The organism is Lacticaseibacillus kribbianus, from assembly GCF_020180945.1.
Classification (GTDB): Bacteria; Bacillota; Bacilli; order Lactobacillales; family Lactobacillaceae; genus Lacticaseibacillus; species Lacticaseibacillus kribbianus.
Genome location: NZ_JAIPUL010000003.1, coordinates 362121 through 380958, shown reverse-complemented (window position 1 = coordinate 380958; position 18838 = coordinate 362121). Strand labels below are relative to the sequence as shown.

Annotated in this window: 13 protein-coding genes; 1 reads left to right on the top strand and 12 read right to left on the bottom strand. The window is 63.6% G+C overall.

Features of this window, described 5'->3' with window-relative positions:
* Positions 1-503: 503 nt before the first annotated feature.
* From lysS to pth, 12 genes are all read right to left on the bottom strand, one after another.
* Positions 504-1991, bottom strand: coding sequence for a lysine--tRNA ligase (gene lysS, locus LE416_RS10975; protein WP_225048720.1), 1488 nt, complete (start codon positions 1989-1991; stop codon positions 504-506).
* A 53-nt stretch (positions 1992-2044) separates the two neighbouring features.
* Positions 2045-3049, bottom strand: a complete 1005-nt coding sequence (gene dusB, locus LE416_RS10970; RefSeq protein WP_225048718.1) for a tRNA dihydrouridine synthase DusB — start codon at positions 3047-3049, stop codon at positions 2045-2047.
* On the bottom strand, positions 3042-3935 hold the full coding sequence (hslO, locus tag LE416_RS10965; protein ID WP_225048717.1) for an Hsp33 family molecular chaperone HslO: 894 nt from the start codon (positions 3933-3935) through the stop codon (positions 3042-3044). The genes dusB and hslO overlap by 8 nt, the downstream gene beginning before the upstream one ends.
* A 744-nt stretch (positions 3936-4679) precedes the next feature.
* Positions 4680-6815, bottom strand: coding sequence for an ATP-dependent zinc metalloprotease FtsH (ftsH, locus tag LE416_RS10960; protein WP_225048716.1), 2136 nt, complete (start codon positions 6813-6815; stop codon positions 4680-4682).
* 89 nt (positions 6816-6904) lie between these two features.
* Positions 6905-7447, bottom strand: coding sequence for a hypoxanthine phosphoribosyltransferase (hpt, locus tag LE416_RS10955; RefSeq protein ID WP_225048715.1), 543 nt, complete (start codon positions 7445-7447; stop codon positions 6905-6907).
* Positions 7440-8834: a tRNA lysidine(34) synthetase TilS gene (gene tilS, locus LE416_RS10950; protein WP_225048714.1), complete on the bottom strand. Its 1395-nt coding sequence runs from the start codon at positions 8832-8834 to the stop codon at positions 7440-7442. Before tilS ends, hpt begins: the two co-directional genes overlap by 8 nt.
* 641 nt (positions 8835-9475) lie before the next feature.
* Positions 9476-10009 (bottom strand): S1 domain-containing RNA-binding protein, encoded by a 534-nt coding sequence (locus LE416_RS10945; RefSeq protein ID WP_225048713.1) that lies wholly within the window; start codon positions 10007-10009, stop codon positions 9476-9478.
* Between the two features lie 89 nt (positions 10010-10098).
* Positions 10099-10440, bottom strand: coding sequence for an FtsB family cell division protein (locus LE416_RS10940; protein ID WP_225048712.1), 342 nt, complete (start codon positions 10438-10440; stop codon positions 10099-10101).
* Positions 10441-10509: 69 nt separating this feature from the next.
* Positions 10510-10770 carry an RNA-binding S4 domain-containing protein gene (locus LE416_RS10935; protein WP_225048711.1) on the bottom strand — a complete coding sequence of 87 codons (261 nt, stop codon included), beginning with the start codon at positions 10768-10770 and terminating at the stop codon, positions 10510-10512.
* Between the two features lies 1 nt (position 10771).
* The gene (locus LE416_RS10930) at positions 10772-12352 is read right to left on the bottom strand and encodes a putative polysaccharide biosynthesis protein (protein WP_225048709.1); all 1581 of its coding nucleotides are present in this window, start codon (positions 12350-12352) and stop codon (positions 10772-10774) included.
* A 624-nt stretch (positions 12353-12976) separates the two neighbouring features.
* Entirely contained in the window at positions 12977-16459 is a 3483-nt protein-coding gene (gene mfd, locus LE416_RS10925) for a transcription-repair coupling factor (protein ID WP_225048707.1), read from the bottom strand.
* A 204-nt stretch (positions 16460-16663) separates the two neighbouring features.
* Complete coding sequence (pth, locus tag LE416_RS10920; protein WP_225048705.1) at positions 16664-17221, bottom strand: aminoacyl-tRNA hydrolase; 558 nt, start codon at positions 17219-17221, stop codon at positions 16664-16666.
* 408 nt (positions 17222-17629) lie between these two features.
* On the opposite strand from pth, the gene LE416_RS10915 reads away from it, so the two are divergent.
* Positions 17630-18607 (top strand): L-lactate dehydrogenase, encoded by a 978-nt coding sequence (locus LE416_RS10915; protein ID WP_225048703.1) that lies wholly within the window; start codon positions 17630-17632, stop codon positions 18605-18607.
* Positions 18608-18838: the final 231 nt, after the last annotated feature.

Below are 18838 nucleotides of genomic sequence, written 5' to 3'. Positions count from 1 at the left end.
TGTTTGAATAGCTCGATTTGTTGTTACTAGCGAATTGACTTCGCAATGTTTAATTCTTTTCAATTAAGAAAAGCCCTATCACATTTACGAAACTTTGTTCAGTTTTCAAAGGACTACCTTGTCCATAAGACAACTTAGATATCTTAGCATTCTGACTGGCCAGTGTCAACAATGAATTGTTGTGCCGGCCGGTTGGCTAAGCTCGCGATTGCCTCAACGACGCTATTTATCATACCAACGAAACCGCGACCCGTCAACGTTTTTCGACAACTTTTCACGTTCCCGAACCGCGTTTTGACACCCGCGTCGGAACGTTTGGCTTTTCATGATTATTCATTGGAGTTGCATTCTTAATTTTCGTTTTTCTCGTCTCCCGCCAAAAGTGAGCAATCTTCCTTTGCATAGCTGTGCAGCCTGCAGATCCTGAAGGCGGCCCGAATGACGCCTCGCTTCGCCCTGGGCACAAAAAAAGTGAGCCGCTAAGCTCACTTTGGTGGAACGGATTACGGACGCAGGGTCGGGAAAAGCAGGACGTCGCGGATCGACGGTGCGTCGGTCAAAAGCATCACGAGGCGATCGATGCCGATGCCCAGGCCCCCGGTCGGCGGCATGCCGTACTCCAGGGCCTCGATGTAGTCCTCGTCGATGCCCTGGGCCTCGTCGTTGCCCGCGGTCTTTTCGGCCGCCTGGGCCTCAAAGCGCGCGCGCTGGTCGATCGGGTCGTTGAGCTCGGTGAAGGCGTTGGCGTACTCGTTGCCGTGCATGAACAGCTCGAAGCGGTCCACGAAGCGCGGATCGCGCTCGCTCTTTTTGGCCAGCGGGGAGATCTCAATCGGGTGGCCGTACAGGAAGGTCGGCTGGATCAAAGTCGGCTCAACGAACTCCTCGAAAAAGGCGTTGATGATGTGGCCGACGGTCCAGTAGGCCTCGTAGTGCACGTGGTTCTCGTCCGCCAGCTTGCGGGCGTCCTCAACGGACATCTCCTGCCAAAAGTCGATGCCGGTGCGGTCCTTGATCGCGTCGACCATGTGCACACGCGCAAACGGCTTGTCCAGGTCGATGTCTTGGCCCTGGTACGTGATCTGGCCGGTGCCCAGCACCTTGTTGGCGGCGAAGCGGAAGATGCCTTCCGTCTCGTCCATCACGTCGGTCAGGTCCCAGTAAGCCGCGTAGGTCTCAAGCATCGTGAACTCCGGGTTGTGCTTGGTGTCGATGCCTTCGTTGCGGAACACCCGCCCGATCTCGTAGACCCGCTCCATGCCGCCGACAATCAGCCGCTTGAGGTGCAGCTCCAGGGCGATGCGCAGATAGAGGTCGATGTTCAGCGCGTTGTGGTGCGTGATGAACGGCCGCGCGGAGGCGCCGCCGGCCTGGTTGTGCAGCACCGGAGTCTCGACTTCAAGGAAGGCGTGGGAATCCAGGTACTCGCGCACGGCGCTGACGATCTTGCTGCGGCGCACGAAGCGCTCGAAGCTGTCGTCGTTGGCGATCAGGTCTAGGTAACGCTGGCGGTAGATCTGCTCCACGTTGCTCAGGCCGTGGTACTTGTCCGGCAGCGGGCGCAGTGCCTTGGCCAGGTGGGTCAGGTGCGTGGCGCGCACGGTCAGCTCGCCCGCGTCCGTTTTCATCACGTCGCCCTCGATGCCCAGGAAGTCGCCGAGGTCGGCCTTCTTGAAGATCTGGTAGTTGTCCTCACCGACCATGTCCTTGCGCACGTAGATCTGGATGCGCCCGGAGCGGTCGCGCAGGTCGGCGAAGCCCACCTTGCCCTTGCCGCGCTTGGACATCATCCGCCCGGCGATGGTGACGGTCGGCGTGCTGTCGAGCAGCTGCTCCTTGTCCTCCTGGTCGTACTTGTCGTGCAGCCCTTGGGCGTTGTCGGTGCGGTCGAACCGCTTGCCGAACGGGTCGATGCCTGCCGCCTGAAGGTCCGCCATCTTCTGGCGGCGGGCCTTCATCTGGTCGTTCAATTCATTCTGCTGTTCTGCCATTTTGTCCTCCCCATTGTTCACGTCTATTCTGCCATAACCCCGGCCAAAAGTAACTAGCGGGTGATTGGCTGCTGCTCGGTCTTCTCGATGAAGGCGTCGAAAATGTCGTCGACCTCCTGCTCGGTGGTCGCGCTCATCGCGGCCGCCTTGGTGCGCGCCGCGCGCGGAATGCCCTTGAGGTAGTACGCGGACTGGGAGCGGAACTCCCGCACGGCCAGGTCCTCGCCCTTCAGGTCCACGAGGCGGTGCAGCTGCAGCTTGGCCGTCGCGATTTTTTCGCGCGGGCTCGGCTCCGGCACCAGCTCGCCGGTGCGCAGGTAGGTCTCCACGGACTTCAACAGCCACGGGTTGCCCAGCACGGCGCGGCCGATCATCACGGCGTCGGCGCCGACCTCATCCAGCATCCGCTTGGCGTCCTGCGGCGTGCGCACGTCGCCGTTGCCCATGAACGGAATGTGCAGCTGTGCGGCCACCTGCTTGAGGATGTCCCAGTCGGCGTGGCCCGAGTACAGCTGCTTGCGGGTGCGCCCGTGCATCGCCAGGGCAGAGGCCCCGGCGCGCTCGGCGGCCAGCGCGTTCTCGACGGCGAAAATGTGGTCCTCGTCCCAGCCGGTGCGCATCTTGACCGTCACCGGCTTGTGCACGGCGTCGACCACCGCGGCCACCATCTCGTAGACCTTGTTGGGGTCCAAAAGCCAGTGGGCGCCGGCGTCGGTCTTGGTCACCTTGGGCACCGGGCAGCCCATGTTGATGTCGATGATGTCCGCCTCGGTGTTTTGATCCACGAACTTCGCCGCGTTGACCAGGGTCTCCTTGGTGCCGCCGAAGATCTGAATGGAAATCGGGTGCTCGCGCGGGTCGACGAAGAGCATGCTCAGCGTTTTTTGATTGTGGTACATGATGCCGCGGTCGGAGATCATCTCGCAGACCACCAGGCCCGCGCCGAACTCCTTGGTGGTGACGCGAAACGCCGCGTTGCTGATGCCGGCCATCGGCGCCACCACCACGCGGTTGGGAATCGTCACGTCCCCGATCTGCCAGGACAGTGTGTCAGTCATGTGCTTCCGCCTTTCTGAGCAGGGTGTTGAGCTCCGCCTCCGTGTACGTGTACTTGCTGTTGCAGAACTTGCAGGTCACCGTCGCGCCGTGGTCCTTTTCGATCATCTCGCGCAGGTCACTCGGGGCCAGCGTCGCCATGATCTCGGCAAAATGGTCCTTGCTGCAGGTGCAGGCAAATGCCAGCGGCGAGTCGCCGACCACCTTCAGCGCGTCATCGCCCGTCGCCCGGGCCGCGATCTGCTCCGGGGTCAGGCCCTGGCGCAGCATCTCGGACACGAGGGGCAGCGTGCGGACGTGCTTTTCAACCGCGTCCAGCGCCTCATCCGTGGCGCCGGGCAGCGCCTGGATCATGAAGCCGCCGGCCACCTGCACCGTGTTGTCCGCGTTGACGAACACCGACAGTCCGACGGCCGCCGGGATCTGCTCGGACTTGGCCAAGTAGTAGGTGAAGTCCTCGCCGAGCTCGCCGGACACCAGCGGCACCTGGCCCGTGAACGGGTCGCCGACGCCGACGTACTTGGTGACCGCCAGGATGCCCTGGTGCCCCACAGCGCGCGCGACGTCGATCTTGCCGACCTGGTTGAGCGGCAGGTTGACGTGCGGGTGCTGCACGTAGCCGCGCACCGTGCCCTGAGCCGTGCCGTCCGCGACCAGCGCGCCGACCGGGCCATCGCCCTGGATGCGCACGGTCAGCAGGTCGTCCTCGTTCTTCAGCCCCGCCGCCGCCAGCAGGCTGGTGCCGACCAGGGTGCGGCCGAGCGCCGCCGTGGCCGCCGGGTAGGTGTCGTGGCGCCGCTGGGCCTCCTGCACGGTGGCTGTCGCGTCGACGGCGAAAACCCGAAAGAAGCCGTCGGCCGTGACCGCCGTTAAGATTTTATCTGCCATGTTCTCATTCTCCTTGTGTAAACGTCAATATGATAACAGATTGTGGCGCGTGGGCCAAATCGAATCACAGGGCGGAGCCGAGCGGGCTTAGCGGGACAGGTGGCCTAGCTCCGGTGCTTGAAGCGCACTTTGCTTCGAGTGCCGGGGCGTAGCCAGCTGCTCCCGCGTCGCTCGGCGGAGCCCGACTATCACAGGGCGGAGCGGGGCGCACTTAGGCCACCGGTCAGCGTATGTGCCCGGGCTCCGGCGCGGACGGGCCACGGCTTCCGGCTACGGGCCGGGGCGGCGGAACGCGTGGGGCTCCCGCAAGCCCAAAGACCGGTCTTGCGAACCGCCCTTTCTGTAAGCCGGCAAGACCGGCCGGCTAACAGAAATTTCACGCTGGCTCGCCCCGGCCCTTCGCCTCCAGCGTGGCCCGTCCGCGCCTCCGCCCTACGTAGTGGGTACAGATGACTGTTGCTCGTAGAACTGCTATTCTACACGGTGCGATGAGGGGCGTTATGCTTGAGCCGTGTCCGCATGTGTCGGCATACCCGAGACAGCGAACGACTGGCTCACAGGCGTAACCGTCAGCCACGCTTGCCACCCCTCATTGACAGGTTCAAATCTTTCCACTCTGTCGTCACTCATCCATCCGCGTGCGAAACACACTAGCTTGGGAATTCCGCGCACCACCTGCCAATGTCACGTTCCCCCGCTCCCCTCCAGACAGCAAAAGACCCCGCGGCTGCGGGGTCTCGTCGATCACAGGGTGTCGTGATCGTCGTTTTGGTCGGTGTCGTCCGAGCTTGGAGTGCCGTCGTCCGTCGACTGCGGGTCGTTGTCCGTCGGCTCCGTGTTCTCGGGTGCCAGGGTCTTGTCGGTGTCCGGCTGGTCGCCTTCCGCCGCCTGCTTTTGCGCGTCCTTTTGCTCCAAGGCCTTCTTGGCCTCCTCGAAGGTGGCCGCCTTTTCGCTCGGGAACTCGTCTTGGGCCTTCTCCGGCATCTTGCCGGTCTTGAAGATCTCCAGGATTTCCTTCTCGTTCAGGGTTTCGTACTTCAGCAGGGCCTCCGCGATCGCCTTGTGCTGCTCGCGGTGGCTCTCGATGATCTCGCGGGCCTGCTCGTGGGCATCGGCGATGATCTTGCGGATCTCATCATCGATGGCCGCGGCCGTCTCCTGCGAGTAGGCCGGCATCTGGCCGTAGCTGGCGCCGACGAACGGCTGGCCGTCGGATTCCAGGCTGACGGTGCCGAGGCGCTCCGTCATCCCGTACTGGGTGACCATGCCGCGGGCAAGCTGCGTCGCCTGCTCGAAGTCGTTGGACGCCCCGGTGGACTCGACGCCGAAGATGATCTCCTCGGCGGTGCGCCCACCCATCAGGCCGACGATCTGCTCGGTCATGTCCTTTTTGGTCAAAAGGAACTGGTCTTCCTTAGGCAGCGTGATGGCGTAACCGCCGGCGCGGCCGCGCGGAATGATGGTGACCTTGCGCACGACGCGGGAGTCGGACAGCACCAGGCCGATCAGGGCGTGGCCGGCCTCGTGGTACGCGACCATGTTGCGCTCCTTTTCGGAGATGACGCGGTCCTTCTTCGCCGGGCCGGCGACGACGCGGTCTTCGGCCTCGTCGATGTCGGAGGCGTCGATTTCCTTCTTGCTGCGCCGGGCCGCCACCAGGGCCGCCTCGTTCAGCAGGTTCTCAAGGTCCGCCCCGACAAAGCCTGGGGTGGTGCGGGCGATTTCCTTGAGGTCAACGTCGTCAGCCAGTGGCTTGTTCTTGGCGTGTACCTTCAGGATCGCCTCGCGACCCTTGACGTCCGGCCGGCCGACCAGGATCTTGCGGTCAAAACGGCCCGGGCGAAGCAGCGCGGGATCCAGCACGTCGGAACGGTTGGTCGCCGCCATGACGATCACGCCCTCGTTGCCGGTGAACCCGTCCATCTCAACCAGCAGCTGGTTGAGGGTCTGCTCGCGCTCGTCGTGGCCGCCGCCCATGCCGGCGCCACGCTGGCGACCGACGGCATCGATTTCATCGATGAAGATGATCGATGGGGCGTTCTTTTTGGCCTGCTCGAACAGGTCACGGACACGCGACGCGCCGACCCCGACGAACATCTCAACGAAGTCCGAACCGGAGATCGAGAAGAACGGCACGCCGGCCTCGCCGGCAACCGCCTTGGCGAGCAGCGTCTTACCGGTACCAGGAGGGCCCTCCAGCAGGACCCCGGCCGGGATGCGGGCACCCAGACCGGAGAACTTGTGCGGATCCTTCAGGAACTCGACGACCTCGACCAGCTCCTGCTTCTCTTCCTCGGCGCCTGCGACGTCGGAGAAGCGCACCTTGTTGGCCTTCTTGTCGGCCTGCTTGGCCTTGGACTTGCCGAAGTTCATCACCCGGCCGTTGCCGCCGCCGCCCTGGCCGGCGTTGTTCATCATCATGTAGAAGAAGACCATGAACAGCACCAGCGGGACAACGGTGATCAACAGGCTGAGCCAGACGCCGGACTGCGACTCGGTCAGCGTGTCGTTTTTGACGTCGTTGGCCTCCGCGGCCTTTTGCACCGCAGCCATCGTCGAGTCGTTGGTCGGCAGGTAGGCGGAAAAGCGCGTGGTGGTCGTGCTGGTCGCGCCCATCAGGCTCAGCCCGCCGGTTGCGCCCTTGACCTTCTGTGCGGTCCGGTACTCACCGGAGACCTTGTAGACGCCGCCGCTTGGCTGGACCTCGAAGGACTTGATCTTGTTGTCCTTCAGCTGTGAGATGAACTCACTGGACTGCAGCTCCTGGGTCTGACTGCCGCCGCTTCCCCGCAGGTAAAGCGCAAAGCTGGTCACCAGGATCACGAACAACACGACGTAAAACAGCGTGCTCCCGAATAACCCATTTTGTTTTTTATTCATGCATAACCTCCAGCAACATTTGGCGTAAAAATGATCCGTGGTGCATTAACGCAAGTTCAATGATACACCACCGAGGGGTGAAATAAAGGTCAATCGTGATTATAGACTTCCGGCTTGAGCACCCCGATGTAAGGCAGGTTGCGGTAGCGCTCCGCGTAGTCCAGACCGTAGCCGACCACGAACTCGTTGGGCACCGTGGTTCCCACGTAATCGGCGACCACGTCCTTGACCCGCCGCTCCGGCTTGTCCATCAGCGTGCAGATCTTCACGGAGCGCGCGTCGCGGGTCTCGAACATTTTGATCAGGTAGCTCAGCGTCCGCCCAGTGTCGACGATGTCCTCGACGATCAGCACGTCGCGCCCGGCGACGCTGGTGTCCAAGTCCTTGATGATCTTGACCTCGCCCGAGCTCTCCGTCGCGTCGCCGTAGCTGGACACGTCCATGAAGTCGATCTCGAGGTAGTCATCCACCGCGCGCACCAAGTCCGTCATGAACATGATGGCGCCCTTGAGGATGCAGACCACCAGCGGGCTTTTGCCGGCGTAATCGGCCGAGATCTGCGCGGCCAGCCGCTGCGTGATCGCGTCGATGTCGGCCTTGGAATACAGCACTTTCAGGATATCGTCATTCATGGTCATCCGTCCTTTGGGGTGTGGGTTGAAATGCCAGTACAGCTTGAATTATATCAGTTCGGGGAACCCGAAACAATTCAGCAACCGCTTTTCCCTGCACCCAGACAATGCCGGTCGAACCGGCCGCCACCAAGCACTGCGCGCGCGCCGGCCGCGGCACCTTGGCGTCGATGAACAGGCGGCGCAGCGGCTTGTGGTGGCCGCTCGGCAGCACCACCACGTCGCCGGGTTGGCGCCGGCGGATGGTCAGCGGCCCGGCCGGCACCAGCGCCCAGTCGGTGACGCCGGCCGGCCGCGTCGCAAAGCGGCCGATGCGGCCCCCGGGCACCGGGTACCAGCGCTCGGGCTCGGCCAGCACCACCCCGGCGTCGCGGCCGGGTGCGGGCGGCGTGTCGGCGGCCGCAGTGGTGGTCGCGCCGACGGTGGCCTTGTCGGCGACCGTGGCCGGACCAGGCGTTGCGGCGGTCAGCCGCCCGTAGCTTGCCCAGACCCGACCGCCGCGAAGGTCGAACGCGCGCGTCCCCTGCGCCGTCGCCAGCGCCTGCTGCAGGGCGGCCAGGGCCGACTGCGACGCGTGGCGGTGCCAGGCGTCGAGCTGCCGCGAGAGCAGCAGCCGCTGCACCGCGGCCGGTTCCCCGGAAAGCTGTCGCCAGTCCACGGCCTCCGCTGTGGTGGCCGCCGCCAGCATCTGCGCGGCCTGGCGCTCGGCCAGGGCGCTCAAGGCGCCCTGCTCAGCCGTCAGCCGCGTGACGTGGGCCAACAACCGCGAGTTTTCTTCCCGCAGCCGCGGCACCACGTCCTGGCGCAGCCGGTTGCGGGCAAAGCGCAAGTCGGCGTTGCTGGCGTCGGTTGCGTACGGCACGCCGTGGGCCTTGGCGTAGGCGACAAGCTCCGCCTTGGGCACGGCCAAAAGCGGGCGCAAAAGCGTCACCGCCCCGCGCCGGCCGACCGGCCGAATCCCGCTCAGCGCCTGCGCCGCGCCGCTTCGCAGCAGCCGAAACAGCACGGTTTCGAGCTGATCGTCGGCGTGGTGCGCCAGCACGATGACGTCAGCGCCGGCCTGCACCGCCGCCGCGGTCAAAAAGGCGTAGCGCGCCTTGCGCGCCGCAGCCTCCGAGGGCCGCGCCGCGTGCGGCGTCGTCCAGGCCCCACGGATGACGGGCAGGCCGAGCGCGGCCGCGTACTCCGCAACCAGTTGTTGCTCGGCCCGACTCTCCGGCCGCAGTCGGTGGTCGAACTGCGCCACCGTCAGCTCTAGGTCGTGCCCGTGAAGCGGCGCAAGAAGCGTCGCCAGCACCATCGAATCCACGCCACCGGACACCGCCAGCAGCGCGCGGCTTCCGGCCGGCAGCCCGAACGGCGCCATCAGACTTTTGCCGTCTCGCATCTCGCACCTCCTTGTGACAGGATGTCATCCACCATAGCATAGGCTCGCCCGGCAACCATCGGCCTAAAGTCCCATTCCGCCGCCGTGTCGCCGGCGCCGAGCTGACGTTCTCCGCCGTGCGGCCAGACAGGCAACCCATCACGCCTCATCAGGGTTCAAAGTTCTGCCAGTGAACCGCTCGCCCCTACTGTCCGAGGCACCACCTAGCTGACAGATTACTACTGTGTAGGGCGGAGGCGCGGGCCGGCCGCAGCTGCAGGCGTAGGGCCGGGGCGAGCCAGCGTGAAATTGCTGTAAGCCGGCGATCTTGGCCGGCTTACAGCAACGGCGGGTCCTGAGACCGGAACGGGCTCAGGAGAGCCGCACGCGTTCCGCCGCCCCGGCCCGGAGCCGGAAGCAGCGGTCGGCCCGCGCCGGATCCCGACCCGCTAAGCCCGCGCGCCTTCGCCCTCTATCCAAACGGGCTCCATGGCGCAACGCGGGTACGCCCAGCTATGCAGCGCACTCGGGCCAAAGTGCGGCCCAAGCGCGCTGCATACGCTAGGCGACCCGCTAAGTGCGCGCCATGTCGCCCTCTAAAAAAGGCGCCCCGCCGCCCCACAAACGCGGGGTGGCGAGTCGCCTTTGAAAGGTCTTGTCGATTAGCTGCGACGGCCGCCGCGGCCGCCGCGCTTGCCTTCGGTGTTGCGGCGAAGGCTGCTCAAGCGGTCCTCGCTTTCCTTGAGAAAGCCGGACATCATGCCGTCAAAATCGTCCTTCGGGGCCTGCGGCTTGCCGAAGCCGCCGCGGCCACCGTTGTCGCGGTGCGGCTTCGGTCCGCGACCGAAGTTGCTTGGACCGCCGTTGCCGCGCGGGGCGCCGCCTTGGCGTGGCGCACCGTGCGGTGCACCGTGGGGGGCACCGGTGTGCGGGCCGCCGTGGGCCGCGTGGGCACCGGCGGGCGCGTCGACCGCTTTTCGGATGGACAGGCCGATCTTGCCGTCCTTGATCGACATCACCTTGACCGTGACGGTGTCGCCCACCGTCAGGACGTCGTGAATGTCTTTGACGTAGGCATCGGAGACCTCGCTGATGTGCACCAGCCCCGTCTTGCCTTCTCCCAAGTCAACAAAGGCGCCGAAATTCGTAATCCCAGTGACCTTGCCAGAAACTTTTGCGCCGACTTCAACTGCCATATAAAAAGTTGTCCTCCTAGTGAATTGTGTCTCTTAGTATACCATGCAAAAGCCGACACGCAAGCAGTTCGCACCGGCCCACGCATCGGCTATTCACCCGGTAATGTGAAAATGGTCTCGCCCTTCTTGGACATCGCGTACTTCTGCCGCACCAGCTTTTCGAGGTAATCCTCGTTTTTCAGCTGGTCGATCTGGACGTTCAGCGACGCCTTTTGCTTCTTGACCTTGGCCAGGTCCGCCTTGGCGTGCGTGACCGCCGCGCTGCGGGTCTCGATGGCCTGGTGGGTGGAGAACAGCTGGTAGCAGCCGACCCCGCAGATGATCAAGAACGCGGCCAAAAGCACCACCAGCCGACGCCGGTGAACCTGCGTGTGCGTCGCGGTTTTGGGCCGCGACGGCTGTTTGAACTTGACGTGTCGGATCGACTGCATCGACTACCCCACCTTACCTGATAATTAAACTCAGTATAGCAAAGAATGCCGCGGTACGCACAGCCCGAACTAATTTTCTTTGAAGGTTTCGGCGACCACGGTGTACATGTCCGCGGCCAGCTCCTTCTTGGTGGTTTCGACCAGCGCCGAAACCTTGACCGTCAGCGTTTTGTTGCCGAACGCGATGACCAAAACGTCGCCGATGCTGACCTCGCTTGAGGACTTGGCCACCTTGTCGTTGATGGTGATGCGGCCCTTGTCCGCAATCTCCTTGGCCACGGTGCGGCGCTTGATGATGCGGGAGACCTTCAGGTATTTATCTAATCGCATGTTAGTTGTCCTTCCTATTCTTGAGATGAAGCCAGAACTTCAGGAAGCGCCGGCCAAGCGGAAAGGCCAGCACCTCGCGGATTGAGTAGAGCTGAAGCAGTGCGGCGAGCAGCACGTACAGGATGACGCCGACGGACACCGTCGCAAGCACCAAAGACAGCATGTCCGCGCGCGACTGGTACGGCAGCCGCACCGCCAGCGCGTGGACCGGCAGGCTCATGCCGGCGATCACGATCAACAGCCGCAGTTCGAACTGGTGCGGATCCGGCCGCCGAATCACGTCCGGCAGCTGCACGTACAGCAGCACCAGAATCACGGCCAGGCTGACCACCGTCGCAATCGCCGCGCCCTCCGTGCCGTACGCCGCCACCAGCGGCAGGTTCAAGAGCAGCTTGACGATGAAGCCGAGAAAAAGCGCGTAGGTGGTGACCCGAAACCGGTTGAGGCTTTGCAGGATCGCGTTGTACGCGTTGATCATGGCGACCAGCGCGATGGAAAGCGCGTAGATGCGCAGCGTCGTCGTCCCCTGCCGGTCGCCGAACAGCAGCCAGTTGATCAGCGGCATCAGCGCGATCAGCCCCGAGGTCGCCGCCAGCGACAGCGACAGGTTGAAGTGAATCAACTGCCGCGCCGTGGCCAGGAAGCTGGTCATGTGGCCTTTGGCGAAGTTGCGCGTCAGGCCGGGCAGAAGCGTTGCGGACAAAGACGTCGCGACCACCAGCCCCAGCTGCACCAGCGGTTGACCGCGGTCGTAGACGCCCTTGAGCGCCTTGGCCGCTTCGGCTTCGACCCCCGAGGCCGCCAAGCCCCGGGTGACGGTGAAGGAATCGACCAGCTGCAGCACAATCAGCATCGTGGCAAACAGCGCGATCGACCCGCCCTCGCGCAAGAACCGCCGCAACAGCGCCAGGTAGGTGGAGAAGCCGGCGAAGGCGAAGTGCTTGTGCCGAAAGACCTTGGCGTACGCCCACCACACCGTCAAAAGCGCGGCCAGGCCGCCGAAAAAGGCGCCGCTCATCGCCCAGGTGCCCATCCGGTACGGGTCCCAGTGCTGCTTGTAGGCGACCCAGGCGGCGACCAGGATCACGAGCACCCGAACAATCTGCTCGACGACCTGGGACACCGCCGTTTTGGTCATGTCAAAGGTCCCTTGGAAGTACCCGCGGGCCGTCGACAGCACCGGCATCGTCAAAAACATCAGGCCGACGCTGCGAATGATCGGCGCCAGCGCGACGTCGGCCATCAGCCGCGCGATCCAGGTCGCCCCAAGCTCCAGAATCGCGAACATCGCGATGCCAAGCCAGGTCATCAGGACCAGCGCCCGGTGTGTGATCTCCGCCTGCGTCGCGGGCTCGCGCGCCTCGGCGATCAGCTTGGAGATGAACACGGGGAAGCCGGACAAGGCGAAGGTCATGCCGATGCCGTACAGCGGGTACACCTGCTGGTAGACGTAAAAGCCGGTGTCGCCGACCAAGTTCTGGAACGGCACCCGGTACACGGCGCTGAGCACCTTGGCGATCAGCGCGGCGAGGCTCAGGATCCACGCCCCGCGCATCAGGGATTTCATCTGGTCATTTTGCATCTTGTCCTCACTCACTGCGTAATCTGCGCCCGGCCGCGGCTGCGGGGGCTTCGCGGTTGCTGCCGCGGGCTCCGGGATGCGGCCAGGCGACCTGTGCGGCCGGTCTCCGCCCGCTGGGCTCCGACCTAGATTGGAAGCCGGCGTCGCCTTTGGCTCCTTTGCCGTCTTCAAATCTGCCGCGATGAGGCGGGAAATGCCCGCCAGGCCCGCGGTCATTTTGCGCCTCATCGTTTCACGGGCCGACCCGCGAAGCCCCCTCCGCCGCTACTCTTGCAAAAGACGCACCGTCTTGGCAACAATCGCAGTGACGCCTCCTTGTTCATCCCGCCAGTGCGCTGAACAACGACTCAGCTAGCGACGCATCAGACAGATAAACACGACTAGATTCTCTAGGGTAGCAGACGTAGGGATGGGGCAAGGTGACCCGTGAAACGACGTGGCGCGTGGTGACCGCGGGTTTGGCGGGCACCACCCACCACGTCGCGACAGATTTGGCGACGGGGCAGCCGCAACGCGGCTCCGGCGCCAAATCTAGGGTCGAGACCATGGCTCGACCCGGGCCGCACAGGTCACCTTGCCCCATCCCGGAGTCCGCGGCCTTCAGGCACTACGCCCTAGTATACGTCACGCTGCAAGGGATGCGCAAAAGGCGGTGAGCTCGCGCAGCCAGTCCAGGTGCCCGGAAAGCAGGAACGTGACCACCAGCTGACCGTCGTCTTCGGCCACGCGGGCCTTGAACTTGACGGCGTCGAGCTTGGCGAAAAGCGCCGCACCGCCGAGGGTGGCGCTGGCCTGCGGGCTCAGGCGCACCGTCAGCTGGTTGCCCGCCTGCGTGATCTTCTGGATCTTGGCCGCGTCGGCGAAGCGCTTCAGGCGCGTGATCGCCAGCAGGTTGATCACCGGCTGCGGGTAGTCGCCGAAGCGGTCGATCAGGTCCGCGGCGACCTCGTCCTCCTGCTCCTCCGTGTTGCTTTCGCGCAGGCGCTTGTAGAGCTCGATCTTCTGGCGGGAATCGGTGACGTAATCCTCCGGCAGGTAGGCCTCAAGCGCAAGCTCCACCTGAGAGTCGAAGCGCGGCTTGGCCTTTTTGCCCATCTTGCGGGCGACCGCCTCGTTGAGCATCTGCGTGTAGAGGTCGTAGCCGACCGCGTCAATGAAGCCGTGCTGCTGGCTGCCCAGCAGGTTGCCGGCGCCGCGAATCGACAGGTCGCGCATCGCAATCTTGAACCCGGCGCCAAGCTCCGTGAAGTCCTTGATCGCCTGCAGCCGCTTTTCCGCCTCCTCGCTTAGGACGGAGTCGGGCTTGTACATGAAGTAGGCGTAGGCGACCCGGCTGGAGCGGCCGATGCGCCCGCGCAGCTGGTAGAGCTGGGACAGCCCGTAGTGGTCGGCGTCCTCGATGATCAGGGTGTTGACGTTGGGCATGTCGACGCCGGTTTCGATGATGGTCGTGGTGACCAGCACATCGTAGGCGCCGTGCAAAAAGTCGTAGATCACGTTCTCCAGCTGGGTCTCGGTCATCTGGCCGTGCGCGTAGGCGACCGTCGCGTTGGGCACCAGGGCCTCGACCTCCGCGACCGTGCGCTCGATGTCGTGCACGCGGTTGTGCAGGTAAAAGACCTGGCCGCCGCGCTCCAGCTCGCGCTCGATGGCGTCGCGCATGGCGCCGCGGTTTTGCTCCATCACGAAGGTCTGAATCGGGTAGCGGTTGGTCGGCGGCGTCTCGATGACGGACAGGTCGCGCACGCCGAGCATCGACATGTTCAGGGTGCGCGGAATCGGCGTCGCGGTCAGCGTCAGCACGTCAACGTTGTGGCGCAGCTCCTTGAGCTTTTCCTTGTGTTTGACGCCGAAGCGCTGCTCCTCGTCGACGATCAGGAGGCCGAGGTCCTTGTAGCGCACGTCTTTGGACAGCAGGCGGTGCGTGCCGACGACGATGTCGACGGTGCCGTCCTTGAGCCCGGCGAGCGTCTCCTTGATCTGCCCCGGGGTGCGGAAGCGCGACAGCATGCCGACCGTGACGGGAAAATCGGCGAAGCGCTCCGTCATCGTGTCGAAGTGCTGCTGGGCCAGAATCGTGGTCGGCACCAGCAGCGCGACCTGCTTGCCGTTTTCGATCGCCTTGAAGGCCGCCCGCAGCGCGACTTCGGTCTTGCCGAAGCCGACGTCGCCAACCAACAGGCGATCCATCGGCCGCGGCTTCTCCATGTCCTGCTTGATCTCCTTGACCGAGCGCAGCTGGTCGTCGGTCTCCGGGTACGGGAACTCGGCTTCGAACTGGCGCTGCAGGTCGTCGTCGGGCGCGAAGGCGAAGCCGGGCTCGGCCTCGCGCGCCGCGTACAGCTTGATCAGGCCATCGGCGATGTCCTCAATCTTGCCGGCGACCTTTTTCTTGGTCTTCTGCCACTCGGCGCCGCCCAGCTTGTTGATCTTCGGCGCCTTGCCGTCGGCGGCCACGTACTTTTGCACCAGGTTCAGCTGGTCGACGGGGATGAAGAGCTTGTCACTGTTCTGGTAGAGGATCGTGATGTAGTCGCGGTGGACGCCGTCGACCTCCAGCGTCTGCAGGCCGACGTACTGGCCGATCCCGTGGTTGACGTGGACGACGTAATCGCCGGGGGCCAGCTCAGTGTAGGAGCGCAGGCGCTCGGCGTTGGCCAGCGTCTGGTGTCGGGCCTTGCGGTGCGCCTTGGCGTTGAACAGCTCGTGGTCGGTGACGACCACCAGGCGCAGGCTCGGCAGCTCGAAGCCGTTTTGCAGGTTGCCGACGGTCAGCTGCAGGGTGTTTTCCAGCAGGTCGTCGGCCGGGCTGATCACCGTGTCGATCTCGAAGTCGCGCAGGGTCTGGTTCAGCTTGTCCAGCCGGGCCTGCTCCTGCACGAGAAAAACGACGGTCTGGTGCTGCTTGCGCCAGCGGTCCGCCTCGGTTTTGAGCAGCGGCATCTGGCTGAAGAACTGCTGCACGTTGCGGCTGGCGACGTTGGTCAGCGTCTGCAGGCGCAGGTTCCCCATGCCCTTTTGGAACAGGCTGAGGTACACGTGCGCGCGGTGGTCGGTGCGGTCGATCTCCTGCAGGGTCGTGGCCTCGGCGGTGGTCGCCAGGCGGCCGCCCTCCTGGAGGCTGGCCGCCCAGTCCGTGGTTTCCTGCAACAGCGTGACGTCGGTGTCGGCCAGCTTCGTGAAGTCGTCCCAGACTAGGGCTGCGTCGGGCTGGACGTAATCCAGCAGGGTGTGGTCCTCCGGGTACAGGTCCGGCATGTACAGCGCGAGGTCCTCCGGGCGCTCACCGAGCGCCAGCTGGTCGGCCACGGCAAGCACGCCGTCGGTCAGCGCCTGCTTGGCCACCTTGGTCTTGGCCTTCGCCTTGGCGGCCAGGCCGGCCGTGCGCAGCCGTTCCCCGGCGGCGACCAGGGTGTCGTGGTCGGCAATCAGGTCGGTGGCCGGGCTGATGCGCAGCCGGTCGATGTTTTCGATGCTGCGCTGGGTGCGCATGTCGAACGTGCGCAGCGAGTCGATCGCCGTGTCGAACAGCTCGAGGCGCACCGGGTTGTCCGCGTTGAGCGGGTAGATGTCGACGATGCCGCCGCGAATCGCGAACTGCCCCGGCGTCCCCACCAGGCTGTCGCGCCGGTAGCCCATCGCGACCAGCGTCTGGGCCAGCGCCTTGGGGTCGACCTCGGAGTCGAGGTCGAGGTCAAGCGTCGCGCCCTGCCAGACGGTCTTGGGCACCAGGCGCCGCTTCAGCCCGGCGAGGCTGGTCACGACCACGCCGGGCTTGCCGGTCGCCAAAAAGTCCAGCGTGTTGATGCGCTCGTTGAGCGTGTCCGGCGAGGAGACGGCGACCTCGGCGGCCATCACGTCCTCGACGGGAAAGGCCCAGACCGCGTCGGCCCCGAGCAGGCCGGTCAGGTCGGCGACCAGCTCGTCGGCGTGGTAGCGGTTGTTCTCGACGACCAACAGCTGGCGGCCGAGCGTCTTGGCCGCGGCAGCCAGAAACAGCGTTTTGGCCGACCCGTTCAGGCCGGTGACCAAGTGGCGGCCCTTATTCAGCTGTGGCCAAAGTGGCGCAAGCTCGGGCGCCTGCGCCATCATCGTGATCAGATCCATGTTTCCTCCAGGGCACGTCATTCGTGTCGTTCTTATCTATAGTAAAGCGGGTGAAGTGGTTACTACGCGGTTAATCGACCGGCGGTGTCTCAGTGCACTGGCGGACGCCCGTCGAAGACGAGGCCGCAACACCCCGGTCGCACAACGGCAAAGACAGCGGCGGCCGCTCGGGACGCCACTGTGTGCAGTCGTGATTGGATTCGGTTAGTTGTACTTGTTCATCAGCGCCGCAAAGTCGCTGCCGGCCAGCCAGTCGGCGACGGCGAGCTGGAGCTTGTCGATGCCCGTCAGGACGTCGACCTGCTGTTTTGCATCGAACGGCGTGAGCACCCAGTCGACGACCTTCTGGCGCGTCGGGTGCTGGATGCCGATCTTGGCGCGGTAGAAGTCCTGCGTGCCCAGCACGTTGATGATTGACTTGATGCCGTTGTGGCCCCCGGCCGACCCCCGCTGGCGCAGGCGCAGGCGCCCCATGGTCATGTCCATGTCGTCTTGGATGATCAAGATCTCGTCTTGGTCGAACTGGTAGAAGGCCTTGAGCTGCCCCACGGCGCGACCGGAGTCGTTCATGAAGGTCTGCGGCTTCACCAGCAGCACCTTTTGGCCGTTGACGAAGGCGCTGCCGGTCAGCGCGTTCATCTCCTGCTTGGCGATGGTCACGCCGTACTCGGCGGCCAGCCGATCGACGGCCATGAAGCCGACGTTGTGCTTCGTCTTGGCGTACTGCGAGCCCGGATTGCCCAGGCCTACAATCATTTTCACAATTATTGCCCCTTTTCACGCAAAAAAGCCGGGAAGTACCCCTTCCAGGTCCCACCTAGTATACCAGAACCGCGGCCGCGGCACGAGGGTCGCTGTGTGTTAATTTGCTCGATCAAAACGGGTACAGTTCTTCAGATGTTGTCTTAGTACATTTATTACAGTCAAAACCCGGCAGTGACGGCCTTGGAAGCGGTCTGCAAGTTTCTTCGGTTGTTATTGTAAACGATTGCAAGTACAGTCCTGATACAGTGAATAATTTCACAGGAATCCCCGCGGCTCGCGATTTGTCAAATGTAACGCTTTTCAAAAGGCCGCGACTTTTTTCTGCAAAATGCGTGCACCTCCGGCCAGATGTGTTATACTTCAAGATGAATTGCACAAAGGCAAATACGAAAGGATGATATCACCGTGGCAAACGCAAACAAAGATCACCAAAAAGTAATTCTTGTTGGTGACGGCGCCGTTGGTTCCAGTTACGCATACGCAATGGTTCTCCAGGGCATCGCCCAGGAAATCGGGATCGTTGACATTTTCAAGGACAAGACGAAGGGTGACGCGATTGACCTGAGCAACGCGCTTCCGTTCACTTCCCCGAAGACCATCTACTCCGCTGAGTACAGCGACGCGAAGGATGCTGATCTGGTTGTGATCACCGCCGGCGCACCGCAGAAGCCTGGCGAGACCCGTCTTGACCTGGTTAACAAGAACCTGAAGATCTTGAAGTCCATCGTTGACCCGATCGTTGAGTCCGGCTTCAACGGCATCTTCCTGGTTGCCGCTAACCCGGTTGACATCCTGACCTACGCGACCTGGAAGCTCTCCGGCTTCCCGAAGAACCGCGTTGTCGGCTCCGGTACTTCCCTGGACACCGCGCGCTTCCGTCAGTCCATCGCTGAGATGGTCGGCGTCGATGCCCGTTCCGTCCACGCCTACATCATGGGCGAACACGGCGACACCGAATTCCCTGTATGGTCCCACGCCAACATCGGCGGCATCAAGATTTCCGAATGGGTTAAGTCCCACCCAGAAATCGATGAGACCAAGCTGGTTGACATGTTCGAAAACGTGCGTGACGCCGCTTACGAGATCATCAAGCTGAAGGGTGCCACCTTCTACGGGATCGCTACTGCCCTGGCCCGCATCAGTAAGGCCATCCTGAACGACGAAAACGCCGTTCTCCCACTGTCCGTTTACATGGACGGCCAGTACGGTCAGCACGACATCTACATCGGCTCCCCGGCCGTGATCAACGCCAACGGGATCCAGAACATTCTGGAAATTCCTCTGACCGACCACGAACAGGAATCCATGGACAAGTCCGCGACCCAGCTGAAGAAGATCATCGACGACGCCTTCGCAAAGAACGACATCGAGACTCGTCAGTAATCCAATCAGCGCTAGCGAAAAAATCCCCCACTTGTGAGGGATTTTTTTGTTGCCCAGGGCGGAGCCGAGCGCACTTAGCGGGAGGGTAGCCTAGCGCTGGTGTTGAGGCGGGCTTGGCCTCGACGCCAGTGCGTAGCTAGCCGCGCCCGCGTCGCTCGGCGAAGCCCGACGACGCCCAGGGCGGAACAAGGCGCACTTAGCGGGCCGCATAGCGTAGCGCTGGCGTCTGGG